15 protein-coding genes are annotated in these 22503 nt (G+C 47.5%); 10 read left to right on the forward strand and 5 right to left on the reverse strand.

Annotation, left to right across the window (positions count from 1 at the left end):
- Positions 1-2 precede the first annotated feature (2 nt).
- From QZ076_RS07250 to QZ076_RS07295, 10 genes are all read left to right on the forward strand, one after another.
- Entirely contained in the window at positions 3-581 is a 579-nt protein-coding gene (locus QZ076_RS07250) for a hypothetical protein (protein ID WP_293711842.1), read from the forward strand.
- Between the two features lie 189 nt (positions 582-770).
- The gene (locus QZ076_RS07255; RefSeq protein WP_293711844.1) at positions 771-1568 is read left to right on the forward strand and encodes an IclR family transcriptional regulator; all 798 of its coding nucleotides are present in this window, start codon (positions 771-773) and stop codon (positions 1566-1568) included.
- A gap of 138 nt (positions 1569-1706) precedes the next feature.
- Complete coding sequence (locus QZ076_RS07260) at positions 1707-5009, forward strand: SusC/RagA family TonB-linked outer membrane protein (RefSeq protein ID WP_293711846.1); 3303 nt, start codon at positions 1707-1709, stop codon at positions 5007-5009.
- A gap of 12 nt (positions 5010-5021) precedes the next feature.
- On the forward strand, positions 5022-6809 hold the full coding sequence (locus QZ076_RS07265) for a RagB/SusD family nutrient uptake outer membrane protein (protein WP_293711848.1): 1788 nt from the start codon (positions 5022-5024) through the stop codon (positions 6807-6809).
- A gap of 20 nt (positions 6810-6829) precedes the next feature.
- Positions 6830-7822, forward strand: a complete 993-nt coding sequence (locus QZ076_RS07270; protein ID WP_293711850.1) for a hypothetical protein — start codon at positions 6830-6832, stop codon at positions 7820-7822.
- Between the two features lie 30 nt (positions 7823-7852).
- On the forward strand, positions 7853-9046 hold the full coding sequence (locus QZ076_RS07275) for an iron-containing alcohol dehydrogenase (RefSeq protein ID WP_293711852.1): 1194 nt from the start codon (positions 7853-7855) through the stop codon (positions 9044-9046).
- 252 nt (positions 9047-9298) lie between these two features.
- Entirely contained in the window at positions 9299-12541 is a 3243-nt protein-coding gene (locus tag QZ076_RS07280; RefSeq protein WP_293711854.1) for a DUF2723 domain-containing protein, read from the forward strand.
- 6 nt (positions 12542-12547) lie between these two features.
- On the forward strand, positions 12548-13159 hold the full coding sequence (locus QZ076_RS07285; RefSeq protein ID WP_075559522.1) for a polysaccharide deacetylase family protein: 612 nt from the start codon (positions 12548-12550) through the stop codon (positions 13157-13159).
- Positions 13156-14130: a tRNA epoxyqueuosine(34) reductase QueG gene (gene queG / locus QZ076_RS07290; protein ID WP_293711858.1), complete on the forward strand. Its 975-nt coding sequence runs from the start codon at positions 13156-13158 to the stop codon at positions 14128-14130. Before QZ076_RS07285 ends, queG begins: the two co-directional genes overlap by 4 nt.
- Complete coding sequence (locus QZ076_RS07295; protein WP_293711860.1) at positions 14127-15416, forward strand: S28 family serine protease; 1290 nt, start codon at positions 14127-14129, stop codon at positions 15414-15416. Before queG ends, QZ076_RS07295 begins: the two co-directional genes overlap by 4 nt.
- A 380-nt stretch (positions 15417-15796) precedes the next feature.
- Here the strand turns inward: QZ076_RS07295 and QZ076_RS07300 are convergent, their stop codons facing one another.
- The 5 genes from QZ076_RS07300 to QZ076_RS07320 form a co-directional block, all read right to left on the reverse strand.
- Positions 15797-16246, reverse strand: coding sequence for a VTT domain-containing protein (locus QZ076_RS07300; RefSeq protein ID WP_293711862.1), 450 nt, complete (start codon positions 16244-16246; stop codon positions 15797-15799).
- On the reverse strand, positions 16231-17241 hold the full coding sequence (locus tag QZ076_RS07305) for a hypothetical protein (protein WP_293711864.1): 1011 nt from the start codon (positions 17239-17241) through the stop codon (positions 16231-16233). Before QZ076_RS07305 ends, QZ076_RS07300 begins: the two co-directional genes overlap by 16 nt.
- A 168-nt stretch (positions 17242-17409) precedes the next feature.
- Entirely contained in the window at positions 17410-18678 is a 1269-nt protein-coding gene (purD, locus tag QZ076_RS07310) for a phosphoribosylamine--glycine ligase (protein WP_293711866.1), read from the reverse strand.
- A gap of 22 nt (positions 18679-18700) precedes the next feature.
- Entirely contained in the window at positions 18701-20917 is a 2217-nt protein-coding gene (locus tag QZ076_RS07315) for a DPP IV N-terminal domain-containing protein (protein ID WP_293711868.1), read from the reverse strand.
- Positions 20889-22493 carry a THUMP domain-containing protein gene (locus QZ076_RS07320; RefSeq protein WP_293711871.1) on the reverse strand — a complete coding sequence of 535 codons (1605 nt, stop codon included), beginning with the start codon at positions 22491-22493 and terminating at the stop codon, positions 20889-20891. Before QZ076_RS07320 ends, QZ076_RS07315 begins: the two co-directional genes overlap by 29 nt.
- Between the last annotated feature and the right edge of the window lie 10 nt (positions 22494-22503).

Raw genomic sequence — 22503 nt, forward strand, 5'->3', positions numbered from 1 at the left:
GTATGAAACAGTTGATGGTATTGATGTTTTTATTTCTGGCAAGCTTTGTGAATGCGCAGGATAAAGCAAATTTGAAGGACATAGAAGAATTGACTTTTTTCGGGGTTGACTTTTCTATGGCTAAGGTGTACGGTGCCGATGAAACGACAGGACAGTTTAAAGACGCGTTTTATGGGATAAATACGCTGTTTCAGCGTGAACCTAAAAAGTATGATCTCGATAAGGCTTTCGATGCAAAAGTTACGTTGGACCTAACAACCGCCCAGGATCTTATCGAACAGATACAGAAAGCTGATTTTGTGGCTCAGAATGCCGGTTATGAATTGACTAATGAAGAAATTGCAGAGCATATCCGTCATTTTGATACAGGAAATGCTCAGGGGTTTGGCTCTGTTTTTATTGCCGGCCTGCTTAATAAAGAAAAAGGACAAGCAACTTATAATGTTGTAGTGTTTGATATCGTTACTAAAGATATTGTTTTTAATAAGCAATTTACAGAGAAAGCCAGAGGGTTCGGACTTCGTAATTTCTGGGCTTATTCCGTTTATAAGACACTGAATAAAATAAAGAAGATCAAGTAACTGTTTCTATAGAAATAGATAAAAAGCAAGGATGACTTCCTGGATTTTAAATAAATCCGGGGAGTCATTTTTTTATTAATCAGTGTTAATAATGCTGCTAAATATGCCAATAATTGTATTTATGCTTTGATTATTCATTATATGTATTTTATTTTGTGAAATATAAACCTGATATTCATATATGAAACCATGAAAATAAATCAAACTCTAAATAGCTCGGAATTCAATTATTCCATACCGATGTTGAAAAAAGGATTCGATTTGTTGGAACTACTGACTGTTTACCCCGAAGGAGTTTCCCTATTGGATGCCACTCAAATATTACAGTTATCTAAAACTACGGTATACCGGGTTTTAGGTTCTTTGCAGGAGATGGGCTATATCACAAAAAATGAAGCGACTGCCCGTTATTATTTGACCAAAAAATTATTATGCTTGGGATTAAAGGCTTTGGGCGAAGCCAATATGGTAGAAATATCTTTGCCTATTATGCAAACACTGCGTGATGAGATAAAAGAGAGCATAATGTTAGGAGTTTTGATCGAAAACCGGGTTATGTTGCTGGAGCAAGCAATCGGATCTCATAGTTTTACTTTCTTTCTACGCTCAGGCAATACATTCAATTTACACTCATCTGCCCCCGGAAAGGTTTTTCTTGCTTATACGAAGAATAAGGAAAGTCAAAGTTTATTATTGGATTCTATTGAGTATAAGATCTATAACGATCGGACAATTGCATCCCGTGATGAAATGCTTAAGGAAATAGATACAATACTTTCTCTGGGATATGCTGTCGACCTGGAAGAAGAAATGAAAGGGGTGCATTGTGTTTCCACACCCGTTTTCAACCAATTTGGAATGGTTGTCGCAGCTTTATGGACTTCGGGACCTTCAGGTCGTTTAACAGAAGATGATTTTTCGGGAGTAGCCCGAAAATTGCAGGAAGCTTCCGCTTTGATATCTTCGAAATTAGGATATCAGGGATAGGAAAAAATAAAAGGCAGAAATAATTTTGCGCATTATTCCTGCCTTTATTTCTCATTAAAAAATAACATCCTCTCTTCATTTGGTCGTGCAGGAAGGATGTGTTATAAATTAACCTTTTAATAATGGAGAAACAAAGTTATGAAATTTTTTTTGATTTCTTTGGGTATAAGACCTAGAATCGGTCTTATACTACGTGTTTTGTTTGGAGTTTCTACATTATCTGTATTATTATGTTATGCAGATATAGTCCATGCAGAAAAGAAACCACATCCCTCTGAAATGCAGGATGTAAAGCAGCAGAAAGAGATTACAGGTAAAGTAACAGACGTAGAAGGTGAACCGCTCGTCGGAGTAAATGTCTCGGTTAGGGGGACAACTATCGGGACAATAACTGATATTGAAGGATTCTTTTCTTTGCAAGTTACCAAAGGCGCTGTATTGGTGATCTCTTATATCGGATATTTGAAAGAAATATTGGAAGTTGGCGATCCTGCTACTTATTCTATCACATTACAGGAAGATACTCATAAGCTAGACGAGGTTGTCGTCGTTGGGTATCAGTCTAAAGAAAGGAAAAATCTGACCGGTTCCGTTGCAACAGTCGATACAAAAATGCTGGAGAATCGTCCGGCAGCGAGAGGTACGGATTTATTACAAGGGGTTGCACCCGGCCTGATCATCTCTCGCACTAATCCGGGACGTGTAGGGGGGGGCGGTGTTGGAATCGAGATACAGGGTGTTTCAGCCAGGTCAGGCTCCGATGTGTTGATTGTTATCGATGGAGTACCTCAACCACTGGGTTCGATAGATGCTATCAATAGTATAAATCCGAATGATATCGAGAACATCAGTGTACTGAAAGATGGTGAAGCCGTGGTATATGGTTCGCGTGCCTCCTCGGGAGTGATCGTTATTACTACAAAATCAGGAAAGCAGAATAGGGTGGAAGCTTCTTATACAGCTTCATTCAAAACACCTTCCATTTACACGAAAAAGGCGAATGTCATAGATACTTACCTTTTGATGGATAAAGCCTGGAATATGAGTGGTATTGACAATATATTAGGGTATCCCACCGTCATTAATTATATCAAAGACAACAATCTGACTTTTAACGATATCAAAAACAATGATTATAAGCATATCGTTTCAGGTTCGGCTCCTTTTCCTGATACCCCGTTTCTGATTTTCTCCCATTATGATTGGTTTGATATGATGTATGGAACTGCCATTACTCATAATTATGATGTGACAGCGTCCGGTTCTACGGAGAAAGCCTCTTATTACACATCTGTCGGTTACATAGATGAAGGATCTATGTTACGTTATGGCGATAATTCCAATAAAACCATGTTTGCCCGCGTGAAATTGGATTATAAGTTCAATAACTGGATTACGGTCGGTTCGAATATCAACCTGCGTTATAATAATTTGGTTGAACCCATAGATCTTGGAGGATTGGAAGGTGCAATAGCCAATCGTGCGAGTTGGGATATTCCCTATACTCCGGAAGGCCGTTACTGTTCCTGGGGAGGACCTCCGAATCCCATTGGGCTTGCACAGGAAAGAGGAGAGAATAAGCAACAGAGATATATGATGTCTGCACAATTCTATGTAGATATCACCCCGGTCAAAAACTTAAAGATCCGTGCTGTCGGCCAGAAAAGTTATGATGGGATAAAAGCCAGGGCAACCATGAAATGGTTTGATACCTATTACTGGAATGAAAGTTTCGCCTATCCTTCTCTCCCGAACAGGAATGCGGATACCTATTCCTATTATGGAAATAATTTTGACCAATCACTGAATATGACTGTTTCGGCAGATTATAAAAATACCTTCCTGAAAGACCATGCTATCCGTGCTTTTGCCGCTTTTACACATGAAGAATTTCAGTATGACCGCGCCACAGCCCAGGCGCGTGACCTGGCTTATCTGGGTCTTTCTACGCTTAATCTGGGAAATCCTGTCAAAAACTTAGTCTCCGATACTCAGATGGAAAATACTTTAAAAGGTCTTTTAGCCAATGTGGGGTATACGTATAAAGACAAATATACTGTGGAAGGATATTTCAGAAGAGACGGCAGTTCACGATTTGCACCGGGACATCGATGGAATAATTTCTATGGAGTAGGAGCAGCTTATATCATCACCAATGAGTCCTATTTCAAGAAGTTGAAAATAGATGATTACCTGAATTATTTAAAAATAAGGGTAAACTATGGCGAACTGGGTAATCAGGCGGGTATAGGAAATTATGATTTCGTCCAGGGTTTGATTATTAGCCAGTCCAATATCTTGTTTGGCTCCCCTTCGTCCGTATTGAAGCAGCAGATAGCAACAATGTCAGGCTTTCCGTCGGATACGAGAACCTGGCAGATATCCCGTAAACTGAATGTCGGGGTAGATGTAAACCTGTTTGACGATCGGTTGAACATCATTTATAATCAGTATGTAACCAATACGAATAATGCATTTTATACGGAAGAATTTCCTAGTTTGCTGGGTACGACAGCCCCTAGTATAAACGGTGCAAAGATCCGGGCAAAAGGTTGGGATTTGGGTGTTACCTGGAGAGATGAATTTAAAAATGGCATTAGTTACAGCGTATCTGTGGGTCTTAACGATTCGAAAACCAAAGCAATCCGGTTACCGGACAATGTAGTGCCTGATTTATCTGGAAATGCCTGGGTAGAAGGATATCCGTTGGGAGCTCAGTTTGGACTTGTGTATGACGGTATTATGCAGAACCAGGAAGAGGTTGATGCCTATTACAGTCAGATCAAAGGAGGTATTACTAACCGATTACAACCGGGAGATGCCAGATACAGAGACTTGGATGGCGATGGAATTATAGAAAGTACATTATATCAGACAGATGAAAACGGCAAGCCTCTGGCTTCGTCCGGTGATATGGTTTATCTGGGAGACACAAGACCACACTATCAATATTACATAAACCTTTCGGCCGGTTATAAAGGATTCGAGATCAGTGCCATATTGAATGGAGTAGGGAAATGGCATGTCGTACAGAACGACCGGGTCGGTTGGGGATATCCCTGGACTCAGGTGCTGGAACATGCGGTCAGTAAACCGGGTTGGACACCGGAAAACCCGGGTGCTGAATATCCTCGTCTGTTTATTACGGATGCTACATTCGATAATTCGGTGAACGGGCATAATTACACACCTTCAACAGCCCCATATTCATTTGTGAATGTCCCCTGGTTAAATGTTAAGAATATTCAGCTGGCCTATACCCTGCCGAAAGAGTGGGTTTCGATGCTCCATCTGAATAGAATAAAGATTTATGCCAATGCGACAGACCTGGGATATATTGTCAATAAGATGCCGAAAAGCTACAGCCCTGAACAGCCTTTTGCGTCGGCAATTGCTCCCTATACCCGCTCGTTTTCTATCGGTTTGAATGTTGGATTTTAAAAACGTAAGCATATGAAAAACATATATAAAATATTAGTTATGACAGTGGCCTCTTCTCTGTTCTGGAGCTGTGAATCCGATCTGAGCCTGTTGCCGCTGGATTCGTTGACCTCAAATGTCTATTTTAAAACGGAGAGCGATTTTCAATTATATGCAAATGGATTATATCAACAGTTACCTGATTTTGGCCAGGCCAGTAATGACAATTGGACCGACCTATTTTATACCGGAGGACCAAATTCTATCAGTAACAGTACTTATATCGAATCTCAAAACGATGCTACCTGGAACCAATGTTATGCCAATATAAGAAACTGCCTGATCCTTCTGGAAGAAGAGGCGAAATTGGAATATCCTTCATTGAAGGCGGCCATACAGGTATATAAAGGAGAAGCCCATTTCTTTTTGGCGATGAACTATTTCGACCTTTTGAGATATTACGGCGGAGTTCCGTTAATCAACAAAACACTGACCTTACAGGATGAAGATTTGTACAAGACGAGAGCCGAACGGCAGGAGATCGTGAATTTCATTATGGACAATCTCGATAAAGCCATTGAAGCACCGGTCGGAACTTTAACTGCCGCAGATCAGGAAGGACGGCTTACTGTTGCTGCAGTACGTGCCTTTAAAGCGCGTGTAGCCCTGTTTGAAGGGACATGGAGGAAGTTCCATCAATTGGGCAATGAGAATGAGATGCTTGATACGGCTATTGCCGAATCGCGTCTGGTATTGAATGATCCGAACTATTATCTGTTTAAGGATGAACGGTTAGGAGACCTGAGCTATTTCTACATGTTTATATTAGAAAGTGATGTAAAATCAAATCCGGTAGGTATAGGTAAAGAGGCCAATCATGCATATCTGCTAACCCGAAAACATAATAAATTGGACTCGCCTACCGGATACATCGCTGTGACAAGTGGAAATTTGTCGCCAACACTTAAGATGCTGAACCTGTTTCTGGATAATCAGGGATTGCCTATCGATCATGCGGAAAGTAATTTCCAGGGATATGGATTTAAGATTGATCCCGATACGAAAGAAGCGGTGAATACGGAATACCAGAACAGGGACTTGCGTATGACAAGCAATTTGATAGAACCTTTCTCCCAGTTTTGGTATCATTCACCTTATCACAGGAACTATGAACTGTCGGATGAGACAAACACCGGAGCCTGGAACGACGGTTTCTGGACAAGTGCAACCGGTTATCTGCTGGCTAAGTATATTCCGGAGGTAGAGGGTTCTGTCGGTATCGATTATCCGGTTATACGTTTGGAAGAAGCGATGTTGATATTTGCAGAAGCCTCATTTGAAAGAAACAACGCTATTACGGACGAAGAGTTGGATATGTCGATCAATAAGTTACGCAGCAGGGTCGGGATGCCTTCCCTGACAAATGCTTTTTGTCAGAAATATGGTTTGGATATGCGTACGGAAATAAGAAGAGAGCGTACTGTCGAGTTGATGGCGGAAGGTTTCCGGTATGATGATGTGAGAAGATGGAAAGCCGGAGAAACGGAAATGAATGATGCAATTAAAGGTATCCAATGGAAGAACTCTCCGATAAGTACTTCTGGGGGCTTTGATGTTTTCAATGTCAGGGAAAATGGTATTACAACAGTTTCGGCCTATAAAGACCGTGTATATACGACAGATGAAAATGGCTTTATCATTTTGGAGGCAGGTGCATCGAGGAAGTTTTCGGATAAGCATTATCTGCGACCTCTTCCTTTGCGGCAGATTGCATTAAGTAAAGGTACTTTGAAACAAAATCCAGGTTGGGTTGAACAATAAAAACTAATAGAACTTTTTTTATGGAATTTAGTATACAAGATCTTTTGATCTCTTTTGCAGGAGGAATATTTGGTGCGGCTATAGGTGCTTTCCCTGTTTGGGTTCTTTGTGGACTGGCAGTGTTGATTGGAGCTACATTAAATTTTACAATTGCAGACGGACGTTTTATGGAGTTTGTGGCATGGGGATTCTTTTTGGGTCCCCACACCTCCTTTGCCGGCGGTACGGCTGCGGCAGCTTATGCCGCTAAAAAGGGCTTGTTGGAAAACGGCAGGGATATTTCCTCCTCGTTGGTTGGGTTGAATAACCCTAAAGTGTTGTTGGTCGGAGGAATATTCGGAGGGCTGGGGTATATTTTGTACTGGTTGATTATGCTGATCCCTGATTATAGCGAATTACCCTGGACAAACACAATCGCCCTTGCAGTTATTCTGAATATGGTCATTGTCCGTTTTATCTTTGGTAAGACAGGATTATTCGGTACGGTAAAGAAGGAAGATTCCCGTTGGAAGGCGACTGGCGATGCCGGTTGGATCTCTTACCAGTCTTCTCCGGGACAGCTTCTTCTGTTGGGGTTGGGTATTGCCATCCCGGCTGCATTCTTTACACAAATATTGCCCGGTTCCAGCGGACTTGTCTTTGGCTTTGTTACTTTCCTGCTTGTTTTTATGCTGTTTGGCTATAAGGTACCGGTGACACATCATATTGCCTTATCGGCTTCTATGGTTGCTGCCACGACAGGGAGCGTTACCTGGGGAATTATTTTCGGGTTACTGGCAGCCTACATCGGCGAATATGCGGCGGCTTTGTTCGTCTCCCATGCAGACACTCACATCGATCCTCCTACTTTGGCACTGGTGATTACTTTCTCGCTTGTGTCGCTCCTGGATGTGTTCTCTGTTTTTGAGCTGCCGGTGGTGGCGGTTTGCCTTGCCGGTATTCTCGTTATTGCTGCCATTCATTCTTCCTTGCTCTATTTGCAAGCCTCAAAGAGGTTGGAGAGGGTAAAATAAATAGATTGTTTAATTATTAATATCATATCCATGAAAAACTTTGAATATTACAATCCGGTCAGGATCCTGTTTGGTGCGGGAGAAGTCAGTAAAGTAGGCAAAGAGGCAGCGAAGCTGGGACAAATTGTATGCCTGGTTTCCTATAAAGAGCCCGGATTTCTGGCCCCTTTACTGGAAAAAGTGAAACATTTGCTTGAAGAGGAGAGCCTTCGTGTATGTACATTTTACGAAGTGGAGGAGAACCCAGAGATCCGGACTATCGAAAGAGGCGTGGCGCTTTGCTGCCGGGAAAAGGTTGATCTGGTGATCGGAGTAGGTGGTGGTAGTGCGATGGATGCGGCCAAAGTTGTGGCTGCCGGTGTCTTTTACGAAGGTGATTTATGGAATATGGTATTTAGCAGGCATAGCGTCAATACTGCTGTTTCACCGGAAAGGGCATTGCCGACACTGATGGTTCCGACACTTCCGGCGACAGGAAGTGAAATGAACCTCTGTGCCGTAGTGAGCAACCGCGAACTGAAAGAAAAGTCATACCTCTGGAACCAGTGCCTTTATCCGAAGACCTCCATTATCGATCCGGAACTGACCGTCACCCTGCCGGCTTTTCAGACGGCTTGTGCAGCTGCAGATACTATTTCTCATGTCCTGGAGATTTACCTGAATGGCGAAGAAGACAGCGATTTGCAGCATTATTTCCAGGAAGGGGTTATGCGTACGGTTATAGACAATATTGACAAGGTACTGGCTGATCCACGGAATATTTCGGCCCGTTCCCATCTGCAATGGGCGGCAACCTGCGCGATCAACGGTTGGGCTTCCCCCGGTGATTCATGGACGCCGATACACCAGATCGGGCATGTATTGACCTCTTTATACAGGGTACCCCACGGAGCTTCACTGGCCATCCTGATGCCACCCTGGATGGAAGTGATGTATCCGCGCCGTAAGAAGCAATACTTCCGGTTTGCCCGTAATGTGATGGGGGTCTGTCCGGATGGGAAACAGGAGGAAGAGATCATACTGGAAGGTATAACCGCTTTCAAAGCTTTCCTGAAACGGATAGGTACGCCACAATCGCTCGGTGAAATGAATATCCCGGAGTCGGGAATCCCCCGGATTGTGGAGAATGTGGTGAAAATCAGCTTCGGCAGCGACGGTTTTCTTGTTTGTAATCCCCCCGTATCGCAGGCGGATATTGCAGAAGTTCTAAAAAAAGCGCTTTAGCCTCATTCCTTGTATAAAGTTTGATAATTAAGACGTATGATCCGTATGACATCCGGTGTCATACAATGTCATAAAGCGGACAGGTTTTGTCAGCTAAATATCAGCGGTTTTTTAATATAATTCTAATCTCTTCAATACAATTTATAGAGTGTTAGGGCGTTGGTATTAAACGTAAATGCTTACCTTTGCGGCCGACTGTCCGTGTTAGGATAGCTATTTTAGACAATTAATTATCACACTTTATACAAACGTATGAGAAAGTATAAACTAATCAACAACGTGCTGGGATGGATCGTATTCCTGATCGCCTCCACCGTTTATTTGATGACTATCGAACCCACTGCCAGTTTTTGGGATTGTGGTGAGTTCATTTCTTCGGCTTTTAAACTGGAAGTAGGGCACCCGCCCGGCGCACCGTTCTTTATGTTGACGGCCAATCTGTTCACACAGCTTGCATCCGACACTGCTACGGTGGCTAAAATGGTAAATTCCATGTCGGCGCTGTTCAGCGGACTGACTATTCTGTTCCTGTTCTGGAGTATAACCCACCTGGCCCGCAAGATTATGGTGAACGATGAGAATGAAATTTCTCTGGGAACGATGATTACTATTATGGGTAGCGGTCTGGTAGGCGCATTGGCTTATACCTTTAGCGATACATTCTGGTTCAGTGCGGTAGAAGGTGAAGTATATGCCTATTCATCCCTGTTCACAGCCCTTGTATTCTGGCTGATCCTGAAATGGGAAGAGGCTGCCGACCGTCCTCACGCCGATCGTTGGATCGTACTGATCGCATATCTTATGGGATTAAGTATCGGTGTCCACCTGTTGAACCTGCTTTGTATCCCGGCGATCGTATTGGTTTACTACTATAAGAAATTCCCGAACCCGACGATGAAAGGTACCATCTATGCACTGTTGGTTTCTTTTGCCATCGTAGCTTTGATGATGTATGGTGTCGTTCAGGGACTGGTCGAGGTATGCGGCTATTTCGAACTATTGTTTGTCAACGTATTGGGAATGCCTTACAACTCAGGAGTGTTTGCCTATGTGATTGTACTGGCAGGCGTGTTGATCTGGTCTATCTGGGAAACGATGCGCGACGAGGTAAATCCTGTCAGGATGAAGATCGCCTTTATTGCTGCTATCGTATTGGTAGGTGTTCCGTTCATCGGAAGCGGTTATGTACTGGCTGTGATCCTGACGGCTGCACTGACGGCTTACCTGTTCATGAGCAAAAAGGTAAATATCAAATTGCTGAATACGGTTCTGGTATGCCTGATGGTGATCGTAGTAGGTTATTCTTCCTATGCATTGACCATGATCCGTGCTACAGCCGATACTCCTATGAACCAGAATGCACCGAGTGATATATTCACCCTGCGTTCATACCTGGCCCGTGAACAGTACGGTAAGACTCCGTTGCTGTACGGACAGACCTTTGCATCGGAAGTGAAACGTGAAAACCAGGGTGGTAACTGCTCTCCTGTAACCAAGGAAGGTGAAGCCGTATGGAGCCGCGTGATCAAGAAAGACAAGAACGAAAAAGATAAATACTATATCTCACGTCATGATGTCGATTATGAATATGTGGACGAGTTGAGTATGCTTTTCCCACGTATGTTCAGCAACGTCGATGCCCATGTGGGAGCTTATAAAGAATGGTCGCAGTTCAAGGGAGAACCGGTGAAGTTTAACCGTTGTGGTGAAAACGTAACTGTGATGAAACCGACGTTTGCTGAGAACCTGCGTTACTTCTTCGCTTACCAGCTCAATTTCATGTACTGGCGCTACTTCATGTGGAACTTCTCCGGACGTCAGAACGATATCCAGGGGAATGGCGAGGTCTTGAATGGTAACTGGATCACCGGTATCAAGGCGATCGACGAGGTGCTTGTCGGTCCGCAGGATAATATGCCTTCTGATATCGCCGATAATAAAGGACACAATGTCTATTATATGCTGCCGCTTCTGCTCGGTATTCTCGGGTTGTTGTATCAGGCCTATTCCGGACAGCGTGGTATCCAGAGCTTCTGGATCACTTTCTTCCTCTTCTTCATGACGGGTATCGCCATCGTGCTTTATCTGAACCAGACTCCTTACCAGCCGCGTGAACGAGACTATGCCTACGCAGGTTCTTTCTATGCGTTCTGTATCTGGATCGGGTTCGGTGTCGCGGCACTGGCTAAGCTGATACAACGGTATGGCAAGATGTCGCCGGTAGTGGCCGGTTCTGTGGCAACTGTACTTTGTCTGTTCGTGCCGATCCAGATGGCCAGCCAGACCTGGGATGACCACGACCGCTCGGGACGTTACGTATGTCGTGATTTCGGTGCCAACTACCTGGAATCATGCGAACCGAATGCCGTGATCTTCACCAACGGCGATAACGATACATTCCCTCTGTGGTATGCTCAGGAGGTGGAAGGTATCCGTACCGATGTCCGTGTATGTAACACCAGCTACCTGCAAACCGACTGGTACATCGACCAGATGAAGAAACAGGCTTACGAATCTGCTCCGCTACCTATCTCATGGGATCGTGCGGATTACGTACAGGGAACACGCGATGCAGCTTATGTATTCCCGATGACCGACAAACCGATCGAACTGTCTACGGCCCTGAATTTTGTTCGCAGCAGTGATCCGAAATTCAAGAAGATACCGGGTATCAGCCAGGAACTCGACTATATTCCGGCCGAAACGCTTGTTTATAAGGTCGACTCCGCTACCGCTGTAGCCAAAGGCCTGGCAACCGACTCTACCGGCTTATTGAAGGAAATGACGATCAACCTGAAAGGAAAGAACGCACTGGGCAAGCAGGAACTGATGATCCTGGATATGTTGCAGACGAACGATTGGGAACGTCCTATCTATTACGCAATCACCGTAAACCCCGACCAGTTCGTTGGCCTGGACGGTTACTTTGAACAGACTGGTCTGGCTTATCAGATCGTGCCGAAGAATGCTAACAAAGGCACGAACACGGAAAAGATGTATGATAATGTGATGAACAAGTTCAAATGGGGTGGCGTAGACAAACCGGGCGTTTATATCGACGAGAACGTGATGCGTATGTGTAAGAGCTACCGTATGGCCTTGTTCAATAAGCTGGCCGAAGACCTGCTGAAAGAAGGTAAGAACGAGAAAGCATTGAACGTGCTCGACAAGTGTATGGAAGTATTGCCACCGGAAAACGTGCCGTTGGATTACACCGCACTTTCTACCGGCGAACTTTATTATGCACTCGATCAGGATGCGAAGGCCGAAGAGGTATTCACCGGAATTGCCGAGAATGCCATGCGCAATATCGACTGGTTCTTCCGTCTGAAACCGTCTCAGCTGGCCTCTGTGACAAGAGAATTGGAACATAACCTGGCCGTCATGCAGCAGGTATTGGCAGTCAGCAAACATTATAATCCCGAATTTGCTAAGAAGTATCAGGAAGAGTTTGACAACTACCGGATGGCTTACGGTTCGGTTCGCAGAGAATAATAACGTATGTTTATAGAACAACCGCCCTGGTTTTACAGGGTCCTGTTCCCAGGGGTAATCTGGCGGATACCGGCCAAGGAGAAGTGTGTATATCTCACCTTCGACGACGGCCCTATTCCCGAGGTTACCCCTTGGGTCTTGGATATACTCGACAAATATGGCGTGAAAGCTACCTTCTTCTGTGTAGGCGATAATGTCCGCAAACACCCTGAAGTTTATCAGATGGTGCTCGATCGCGGACACCGGGTTGGCAATCATACCTTCCACCATATTCAGGGGCTTCAATATTGGACGAAGAACTATCTGGATGACATCGAGAAGGCTGCCGGATATATCCACAGCGACCTGTACCGTCCGCCGCACGGACATATGCGTTTCCCGCAGGTAGTGGCCCTCAGGAGGAAATACAAGATCATCATGTGGGACGTGGTGACCCGCGATTATAGTCCCCACATGACTCCCAATGGCGTATTCAACGTGGTAAAGAACTATGCCCGCAACGGCTCAGTCATCGTTTTCCACGACTCTCTCAAAGCCGAGCGCAACATGCGTGAAGCCATGCCCCGTGCTATCGAATGGCTACAGAAAGAAGGGTATACGTTCAAGGTGTTCGAATGAATCTATCTGTCAGTATAAAGGACAAAGCAAAAGAATTAGGCTTCGATGCCTGCGGAATAGCAGAGGTTTCTTCCGCAGACACCGAAGCTTTGTTTTTTGACCGGTGGATAGCCGAAGGATACCATGCAGGAATGAAATATATGGAGAACTACCGGGATATCCGTCTCGACCCCACCGGCCTGGTGGAAAGTGCCCGCTCCGTTATCTCCGTCGCCCTCAACTATTATCCGTCGCAGAAACAATCCCCTGATGCTCCCCGTATCTCCTATTACGCCTACGGAAAAGACTACCATGTCGTATTGAAAGACAAGCTTCGCCAACTTTGGAAATACATCACGGAAGAGCTTCTCCCCTCCATACAAGTGACTACTCTTTCCTCTCCCGGGCAAGAGCAGGGGATACCTTATAGCCCTGCCGCCCGTATCTTTACCGACTCCGCCCCCCTTCTTGAACGTTATTGGGCCTGGAAAGCCGGTCTCGGCTGGATCGGAAAGAATACCAACCTTATCATCCCCGGTAAAGGTTCTTTCTTCTTCCTCGGTGAGATCGTCACCACGTTGGAGCTCGATTACGACAGTCCCCGGGAGAACCGTTGTGGCGATTGCCGTCGTTGCCTCGATGCCTGTCCGACAGGTGCTCTCGAAAGTGCCGGCCACCTGAACGCAAACAAATGCATCTCCTACCTCACCATCGAGCATAAAGGCGATATTCCTTCGCAGTACGCTGCCCGTCTGGGTGACCGCCTCTACGGTTGTGATACCTGTCAGGAGGTCTGCCCCTGGAACCGTTTCGCCCGGCCCACCCGTGAGGCGGCGTTTTCTCCTTCTCCCGCCTTCCTTTCTTTGAAAAAAGAAGACTTGCAGAACTTTACACGCGACGATTATAATCGTATCTTTGCCGGGTCGGCCGTGAAACGTGCCAAATATGAAGGACTCATACGAACAATCAATAACAAAAAAGATAAGCCATGAGAAGAACATTCAACCTCTTGCTTTTCTCTTTTCTTTGTACCCTGGCTGCCTTTGCCGCCCCGGGCGAACTGAAAGAGAAGCTAGCTTCCCTTAAAGGGATCAGTAACATCGAACAACTCGAGTCGGACGTCTATCCGGAAAAGTATCTGGTGCGTATCACCCAGCCTGTCGATCCGAAAGACCCGGCGGCCGGTACTTTCACTCAGCGCATCATCATAGGCCATGTAGGTTTCGACCGTCCCACCATTCTGGTGACGGAAGGCTATGGCGCTGCTTACGCTCTCAATCCCAAATATCAGGAAGAGTTGACCAAATTGCTCGATGCTAACCTTGTCTTTGTAGAATACCGTTACTTCCTCGAGTCGACCCCCGAACCTTGCAACTGGGATTACCTGACTGCCGAAAACTCGGCCTACGACCTGCATAACGTCAACCAGACGTTCAAACAATTGTATACCGGCAAATGGATCAGTACCGGCATCAGCAAAGGCGGTCAGACCACCATGCTCTACCGTGCATTTTTCCCCGATGATGTGGATATCTCTGTCCCTTACGTCGGCCCGTTGTGCCGGGGCGTTGAAGACGGACGCCATGAGCCTTTTCTCCGCAAGGTCGGTACCAGACAGGAACGCCGGAAGATAGAAGACTTCCAGCGTGAAGTCCTGAAGCGTAAAGCTGAAATGCTTCCCTTGCTCGAAGCTTTCTCCAAAGATAAGAACCTGGAATACCGTATCCCGATGGCCGAAGTGCTCGACTATTGCGTCCTGGAATATCCCTTCGCTCTCTGGCAATGGGGCACTTCCGTATCCGTCATTCCTTCTTTGCATTCGGACAGCCCGGCTTTATTCAAGCATCTGATGGAGATCAGCAGTCCCGACTATTTTGCCGAGGATCAGCCCAACATCTCTTTCTTCGTACAGGCTGCCCGAGAACTGGGCTACTACGGTTACGACACGAAGCCTTTCAGGAAATACCTGACCATCGACAGCAGTAAAGGTTACCTCAACCGCATTATGCTCCCCCGTGAGCTGGTCGACAAGGTGGAATTCCGCCCTGCCCTCTATCATAAGATATACAACTTCCTGAAAGATAACGATCCGAAGATGATCTTCATCTATGGTGAGATCGATCCCTGGAGTGCGGCCCACGTCCCTGTCTTCAAAGGTAAAGTGAACGAACAGGTCTACTTTCAGCCCCGCGGCAGCCATCGTGCCCGCATCGGCAATATGCCGGAGGATATCAAGGAACAGATATTGACACAGCTGAATAAGTGGTTGGCTGAGTAGTTCTTACTTTTGGCTTGATCCAAAAGTAATCAAAAGATCAAGGCTGCACCGGCTTCGCTGTTCCGGTGAAAGACTACGCTGTCGTCTGCGAACTCGCTTCGCTCAGACAGCGCAGCCTCCTGCCGCTTCGTCTTCCCCCTTCACGGACGCTCACCCGCTGAGACCTTTCAGAGAACGCTTTGCGTTCTTTGGGGATGGCCGATACTGTCTGTTATCAAAATGACTTGGCTATTGTTGCAACTCAGCCTCGGCAAGGGCGGATTGACTTCTGAAAAAGCCGTATGCTTCCGACTCGTGCGAACACTATCGTATCTACGCTCCGGGCGAAGAGTATACGATTGTAGAAGAGGGGAAAAAGATTTATTAGCGGGGTGAAGGGGTCAGAACATCCCCTGCACCTTATAAACGAACTCCATCCATACCCAGTAGCGGATGGCCTTGCCGAGGAACATCGAAATGGCGACGATCCAGATATTGGCACGTAGGAAGCCCAGTGCTACCGCGATGAAGTCGCCGATGCCGGGTAGAAAGACGAAGAAGCCCATCCAGGAGCCTTTGTCTTTTATCCAGTTTTGTACTTTTTGCAGTTTCCTGGCATCCAGTTTGAGGTATTTCTCGATCCATTCCACTTTGCCGAGCATACCGAGCCAGTAACAACTCATACCGCCCAGGAAGTTACCCAGGGTGGCAGCGATCATACAGGGCCAGTAGGAGGAGCCGGCCAGCAGTGCACCTGTCAGTACCACCTCACTACTGAAGGGCAGGATAGTAGCTGCCAGGAAAGAGGCGATGAACACCCCGATGTATCCATATTCTATAAGAAATTCCATAGACGTAATATCAGGAGGGAAATAAAAAGTACAATTGTCGAATAGAACATCCAGAAGATGATCTTACCCCGCATAACGGTGAAAAAATGGGCTATCAGTATCGAGGCAGGCACACAGGCTGTTTCCAGGAACTCTTCGGAAGCTTGCTCGTAAAGGAAATAAAGAGCGAATGCCCATACCGACATGGCGATCAGGAAGGATAAGAATTGGCGTGTACGCAAGACATCCTCGAACTCATGGGTAATGATGTTGATGGCGGAGGCGGTTGTCAGAAAGGCTGTCCACAGTATCGCGATCCAACTCAGCAGGCCGATTTCCTGTGAAACTAGGAAACGTATCTTAAGCAGGGAGGCAAACGGGATTGTGAACGGCGTGAAGTCGCGGAACCATACACACCAGCCCAATAGGAACCAGTAGATTGTGCCGACCCCCAATAGGGAGGCAAGGAAGGTCCGTATGTTCAGTGTCCTGAAGTTATACATCCCCATCCAGAACAGCGGCAGGAACCATAGGATATGAATCCATAACAGGCTACCCACACCGATAAGCAGTGCCGCGTTGTAGGCGTTGCTTTTGGCTTCCGGGTCGTGATAGGACATGAATAGCTGGTAGATGGCAAGTATGAGGCAGAATACACCCAGCGAAGTCGATTTCAGCGGGAGGAAGTCCGGATTGGTGCTGATGAACAGTACATAAAAGAGAAAAGGCAACAGCGTCTTTTCCCGGATCAGGACCAGTATATAGTTGGCCCGGTGGATCAGGAAAGCACCCCCGAACATCAATAAGATACCGATGCCGTAGGTGAAAGCCTTGCCGGGCAGTACCTGGCAGATGGCGTTCCACAGCGGAGGGGCAGTCACTTCACCATATACCGGATATCCCACCGAATTCATGTAGCTAATTACCCAGCATACAACACAGGCCAGCAATACCGCGACAAATGTCGTTGTGCCGGACAGGCTGTGTCTGCGGGAATATGTATATGATCCTTGCATGTTTACTGTTTCAAAGTTAGAAAATAATGTGCCAATATGCCAATATGCCAATTCAGGAAATATTGAACTTATATAACAGACCCCGCCCCTACGGTCGAACCAGCCTGTTCTATTATGACAGCGTCTGTAGGGGCGGTTCGCGAACCGCCCCTACCAACGACACTACATTCACAAATCGAACCCGATATCCTTCCGGAAATACTTCTTGTCGAACAGGATTGTCTTGGCTCCGGCGAATGATTTGGCCAGGGCTTCTTCCTTGTTGGCTCCGTAAGAGCTGACGGCGATAACGCGTCCACCGTTGGTCAGGATACGGCCACTGGCGGCAATGGTGCCGGCGTGGAAGAGGATGTTGTCGGAGGTGATATCGTCGAGTCCGTAGATGATCTTCTCTTTCTCATACGCTTCGGGGTAACCGCCGCTTACGAGCATGACCGTAACGGCTGCACGCGGGTCGATCGTCAGGGTACGCTTATCGAGATCGCCTTCGGCTACGCCTTCCAGCAGGTCTACCAGGTCGCTCTGGATACGGAGCATCACTACTTCCGTTTCCGGGTCGCCCATGCGGCAGTTGTATTCGATCACCTTCGGGTCGTTCTCGTTGATGAGGCCGAGGAAGATGAAACCTTTATAGTCGATACCTTCCGCTTTCAGTCCTTCGATGGTCGGGCGGATGATCTGTTCTTCCACCTTCGCCATATACGCGTCGTCGGCAAAAGGAACGGGGGAAACGGCACCCATGCCGCCGGTGTTGAGGCCGGTGTTACCTTCGCCGATACGTTTATAATCTTTGGCTACGGGGAGCACTTTGTAGTTTGTGCCGTCGGTCATGACGAATACGGAACATTCGATACCGGTCAGGAACTCTTCGATAACGACTGTCTTGCTGGCATCGCCGAACATACCGTTCAGCATGTCGCCCAGTTCCTTTTTCGCTTCTTCCAGTGTGTCGAGGATCAATACGCCTTTACCGGCTGCCAGTCCGTCGGCTTTCAGCACGTAAGGAGCTGCCAGCGATTCGAGGAAGGCATATCCTTCGGCCAGGTTTTCGGCAGTGATACTCTTGTAACGGGCAGTCGGGATGTTGTGGCGCATCATGAAGGCTTTGGCGAAGTCTTTGCTGCCTTCCAGCTGTGCACCGGCTTTAGAGGGACCGATCACCGGGATGGAGGCCAGGGCTGCGTCGTTCCTGAAGAAGTCGTAGACGCCTTTTACCAACGGATCTTCCGGACCGACAACCACCATGTTTACATCGTTTGCCAGTACGAAGTCTTTGATGGCGGCGAAATCGTCAGCCTTAAAGTATACGTTGGTTCCTACCTGTGCCGTGCCGGCGTTGCCGGGGGCAATGAATAGTTTGTCCACTTTCGGACTTTGAGCGATCTTCCAGGCTATTGCGTGTTCGCGGCCGCCGGAGCCTAATAAGAGAATGTTCATATCTTTATCGTTTTATTATCGGTTATTTTAAATAGTCGTCGAAGTACCGCGTGATCTTCTCGTAGAGATGCGGGCGGTCTTTGCCGATTACATTATGCTGGTGACGGGGGTAGACGAAATAATCGGGATAGGTGTCCGCATCCACACAGGCTTTCAGGAAGCCGAGGCTGTGTTGCCATACCACTACCGGGTCGATGTCGCCGTGTATCTGGAGTAGGTGGCCTTTCAGGTTGCCTGCTTTCAGTTTCATGTTGGCATTCCGGTATCCTTCGGGGTTATCCTGCGGACGGTCCATATACCGTTCGCCGTACATGATCTCGTAATTGCTCCAGTCGATCACCGGGCCGCCGGCTACACCGACTTTGAATACGTCGGGGTGTGTCAGGATCAGGTTGGTTGTCATGAAGCCGCCGTAACTCCATCCGTGTACACCGATACGGTCGGTATCTACGTAAGGCAATGACTTCAGGAACTCCACACCCTTCATCTGGTCGGCCATCTCGTTCACTCCCAGGTTGCGGTGGATCACGCTTTCGAAGGCGAATCCGCGGTTGGAGGTTCCCCGGTTGTCGATGGTATAGACCACGTATCCGCGCCCGGCCATATAGATGTCCCAGCCTCGGACGCCGTTCAGCCAGCCGCCTGTCACCAGTTGCGAATGAGGGCCTCCGTAGACGTAGACGATGGTCGGGTATTTCTTGCTTTCATCCAGCCCGACGGGTTTCACCAGGCGATAATGCAGGTCGGTCGTGCCGTCGGCTGCCTTGATTGTGCCTGCTTCTATCTCCGGCATTGCGTAGCCTTCGTACGGGTTTTTGGCAGTCAGGAGGTTTTCGAGTACCTTTCCGTCCTTCGTCTGTACAATGTCGATATTACGTGCTATCTTAGGAGCTTCGTAGCTATCTATCGCATATTTCCCGGAAGGACTGACGGACAGGGTGTGCACGCTTTCCATGCCGGCGCTCCAGGTGAGGAGCTGTGTGTTGCCTTTTTTCAGGTTCAGCCTCCAGCCGTTTACGTTCATCGGTGTCCCGTAGCTGAACGAACTCAGCATGTGCGGTTGGGTGGAGGTGAGGAAGAGGTTCTCTCCCTTTGCATCGAAGCCGATCACGCGGGTGACTACCCATTCGCCTTTGGTAAGTTGTTTCAATAGCTTGCCGGTCGTATCATACAGGTAAAGATGGTTGTATCCGTCGCGCTGGCTTTGCCAGATGAACTTATTCGGGTCGTTGGGCAGGAAGAGGACGGGCTGTTGCGGCTCGACGTAGTGTTCGTTCGTCTCGGTGAACAGGTCGGCCTCCTTCTCGCCGGTCAGGGCGGAGTAGCGTACCAGATGCATTTCGTTCTGGTCGCGGTTCAATTCCGCGATATAGATACTTTTCCCGTCAGGGCTCCAGGCGATGTTCGTCAGGTATTTCTCTTTGGGGGTTCCTGTCTTCAGCCAGACGGTGTTGCCGCTTGCCAGATTGTAGACGCCTACCGTTACCTCATGGCTTTTCATCCCTGCCATCGGGTATTTAACGGGTTCGGCTTTGGCACAGCGGGCGTCGATATTGACGATCGGATAGTCGGTCACCATGCTCTCGTCCATGCGGTAGAACGCCAGGGCGGAACCTTCCGGCGACCAGAACAGGCCTTTGTTGATACCGAATTCGCGTTGGTGGACAGCCTGTCCGCATACGATATCGTCTTTTGTTTCACGTGTAACAATAGCCGGTCGGTTCTCCGGCGAGAGGATCTGTATATTGTTTCCTTCCGTGAAAGCCAGGTAGTTGTTGGCCGGGCAGAACTCGTAATTGCTCCATTTCCTGTCCAGCTTGTAGTCGGCTACCACCTTCTGCTGCTTCATATCATAATGGATACGGTGCTGCTTGGAGGTGAACGTCAGTATCCATTGGCCTTTATAGGGTACGGAGAAGTTGGGCATGCGGCTTACTGTGTCGAGTCCGGCCGTCTGCAACGCTTCATTCAGCCCGGAGAGGCTGACGCGTATCTCCGGGTAATGCTTCGGTTGGGCTCCTATCACGCTGTTCTTCTCTACATATATATACATGTCGTCGCCTACCCATTGCAGTTGCGACCGGTTCTCCGGCACGAAACGGCTGTATGTTTTTCCGCCCGGGATCAGGTCGTGTAAGGTAAACTGTTTGTCTTGCGCCATCAGTGTTGCAGGTGTAGATAAAACAAACGCACAAAGGAGTAGCAGATATTTAATCGTCGAACTCGTCTTTAAAATCATCTGTACCTCTTTTGAATGGTTTCTTGAATGAACGTGCGTCTCCGCGTTTCTTGTCTCCGAAGCTCTTTTTGTTTTTCGAGAACTTGTCGTCTTCGTCTTTATAACGCATCTTGACCGGACGTTTCTCGCCGGCTTTTAGCAAGATAGGACGAGTCGGGCGTTCGCCGCCGAACTGCTTGCGGGCAGGGCGTCCATCGTTGCGGTCTTCGCCGAAGAAGCGTTTGCCGGGTGCTGCAGCTGCGCGTTCGCTTTCATCCTCGCTGTGGGCGGCTGCGAAACGGCGGGCCGGGCTATCCATGCGGTCGGACTTGAAATCAGGACGGCGGGCAGGACGGTCGTTGCTGCGGCTTCCGTATTCTTTTCTCGGAAACTCTGTTTTAGGACGTGAGTCGGAAGGGGTTTCTCCTCCTTCTTCATTCAATGCCTTCTTATAATCTTTATTCTTTCCTTCAAAGATATCGTAGCAGCGGTATTCGCAGTCGAGCGAACCGTTAATCAGTTTCATCTTCTCGCTCGGACGCAAGCCGATCTTGTCGAAACATTCGTCTTTGTAGCTTAGTATCCATACTTTGTAGCCGGTGAATACATGTTTGATACGTTCGCCGATCATTGTATAAAGTCCGAGCAGGTCGCGGCTGGAGATACGTTCGCCGTAAGGAGGGTTGGTTACCATGATACCCGGTTGCGGTGCGTCTGCATACTGCTGGAAAGGCAGTGTTTGCAGATCGATATATTTAACCAATCCGGCGCTGCGGATATTCTTCTGGGCAATTTCGATGGCGGCCGGGTTGATATCCGAGCCATAGCATTTGAAGGTGAACTCACGTTCGTTGCTTTCGTCGTTGTAGATACGGTCGAACAGTTCCTGGTCGAAATCGATCCATTTCTCGAAGGCGAACTCCTTACGATGGATACCCGGGGCGATGTTGAGCGCGATCATAGCAGCTTCGATCAGCAATGTTCCCGAGCCGCACATCGGGTCGACGAAGTTCGACTCGCCTTTCCAGCCTGTCTTCAGGATCATGCCGGCGGCCAGTACCTCGTTCAGCGGGGCTTCGGTCTGTTCGACACGGTAACCGCGTTTGTGCAGGCTCTCGCCCGAACTGTCGATGGATAGCGTACAGTCGTTGTGCGAGATATGTATGTTGATATATAAGTCCGGATTATTCACACGTACGGAAGGACGCTTGTTGTGCTTCTCCATGAAGTAGTCGACGATCGCATCTTTCGTGCGGTAGGCAACGAATTTTGAATGGTTGAAATCGTCGGAATAGATCACGGAGTCGATCGCAAAGGTCTTGTCCAGCGACATATAGTTTTCCCAGACTACTTTTTTTACTTCCTTGTAAACCGTATCAGCATCTTTGGCTTTGAAGCGATAGATCGGTTTCAGGATGCGCAGTGCGGTGCGGCAGCAGAAGTTTGCTTTGTAAAGCACTTCTTTATCTCCTGTGAAGGATACCATCCGGCGTCCGATTTCGATATCGTTGGCGCCAATAGCTAATAACTCACCGGCCAGTATTTCTTCTAACCCGTACAGGGTTTTGGCCACCATGTCAAATGTCTCGTTACTCATTTGTGTGCGT

The sequence above is a fragment of the uncultured Parabacteroides sp. genome, assembly GCF_905196875.1.
Classification (GTDB): domain Bacteria; phylum Bacteroidota; class Bacteroidia; order Bacteroidales; family Tannerellaceae; genus Parabacteroides.